The organism is Novipirellula herctigrandis (assembly GCA_007859835.1).
Lineage (GTDB): Bacteria > Planctomycetota > Planctomycetia > Pirellulales > Pirellulaceae > Novipirellula_A > Novipirellula_A herctigrandis.
Genome location: SJPJ01000009.1, coordinates 1 through 1,893, shown reverse-complemented (window position 1 = coordinate 1,893; position 1,893 = coordinate 1). Strand labels below are relative to the sequence as shown.

Here is a 1,893-nt window from a genome sequence, read left to right as displayed (position 1 = left end):
AATCGATGCTCCAAAGTGGCCCATGCCATCCCAGCTAAACTCAAAAGCGTCTACCACAGGCGGATGCAATGTTCGGGCTAAAGGCTAGACACCAACGTTGGTGTGCAGGCTTTAGCCGCCTGGGTATTGGCAAAGACCGACGCCTGCGATCGCCTAACCCGAACATTGCATCCGCGGATTCAGCTTGCCCACTAGCGCGAAAGCCTTAGTCCTGATAGTCATTGGAGTTACCACACCTCAATTTCCACAGGCCCAAGGCTTTCTGCAATGACAGATCGTAAACGAAAACGTCCTGCTCTGAAACGCCTACGTCGGCAAGCTGTTGATGCTGACTTCGACGGTGGAACGCTCACCTCCGATGGCGGCTTGGTGCTCCTTCGCGAAGTTGATCGGCGGCTCGATCTGATCCGAAGGGTCGATCAAGCCATCCCCGATCCGCGTGATCCGATCTACACCGCGCATCAGCAAGACGAGATCCTCATCAGCCGAATCTTCGGCATCGCCGCCGGTTACCAAGACGCCAACGATCACGACGCCTTGCGGCACGATCCCGCTTTTCAAGTGGCTGCCGGAAGGACGCCAGCAGAAAACGATTACAGCGAAGGCGCCTATCCGCTTGCCAGTCCCTCGACGCACTGCCGGTTTGAAAACCGAATCGACTCCAAGGCCATCTTCAAGCTTCACGAAGTCCTCGTCGATACCTTCCTGGATAGCTTCGACGAGCCGCCTGAAGAAATCATCCTGGACTACGACGCGACCGATGACACCGTCCATGGCAACCAAGAGCGTCGGTTCTTCAACGGTTACTACGACAGCTACTGCTTCCTTCCGCTTTACGTTTTCTGCGGCGATCAGATTTTGGTTTCGTATCTGCGGCCCAGTAGTGTCGGAGCGGCTCATCATGCTCGGCCGGTTACCAAGTTACTGGTCCAGAAGATTCGTTCGCGTTGGCCTGACGTGAAGATCATCCTTCGCGGCGACGGCGGCTATGCAGACGAACCGCTGATGCGATGGTGCGACAAGAACGATGTCGGCTACATCTTCGGCTTACCCAAAAACAAGGTTTTGGTGCGGGAAATCGCTTGCGAAATGACTCGGGCGAGGATTCAGCAATCGTATCTCGGTGGCAAGCGAGCGTGCTTCAAATGGTTTCGCTATCGAACGTCCAGGACTTGGGATCGTCATCGCTGGGTTGTCGGCAAGGCACAGTACACCGGCAAGGGAGCCAACCCGCGTTTCGTGGTCACCAACCTGCCCAGCGACGCGGGCATTGTTGATACGACAAGGCACCGGCCGATGGTCGACGGCAAGCGACAACCTTGGGAAGTCAAGGAAGCCGGGACACAGTGTAGCGTCGCTTGGAATCCGGAAGACTTCTATCGCACGATGTACTGCATGCGTGGTGAGATGGAGAACCGGATCAAGGAACAGCAGTTGTGTCTGTTCGCCGACCGAACCAGTTGCACGCGATTCATGGCGAATCAATTTCGACTGATGCTCTCATCGCTGGCCTATGTGTTGGTTGATGGCCTGAGGCGACTGGCACTTTCGGGCACCGAGCATTCACGCCTGCGTGTGGACAGCATTCGCCTGCGACTGTTGAAGATTGCCGCTCGGGTCCAAGTGACTTCTCGCCGGGTGGTGTTTCATCTTTGCAGCCATTGTCCATCGGCGGCGCTATGGGACGACGTGATGCTGCGACTTTGCCGTAGCGATTAGCCTTGCCCATCGCCAGAGATAATTCGCAACCCGCGAGCCGATGGTCAACGTGGGGGAAGGGGGAACTCCGCGCCGCCAACAAAAAAGACGATCAAATCGATGCTCCAAAGTGGCCCATGCCATCCCAGCTAAACTCAAAAGCGTCTACCACAGGCGGATGCAATGTTCGGGCTA

At 56.3% G+C, this 1,893-nt stretch carries 1 protein-coding gene; it reads left to right on the top strand.

Translation table 11 applies throughout. The features are described from left to right. The first annotated feature begins 267 nt into the window (after positions 1–267). Positions 268–1,719 (top strand): IS1380 family transposase, encoded by a 1,452-nt coding sequence (locus CA13_RS34295; protein ID WP_146395205.1) that lies wholly within the window; start codon positions 268–270, stop codon positions 1,717–1,719. The last annotated feature ends 174 nt before the right edge of the window (positions 1,720–1,893 follow it).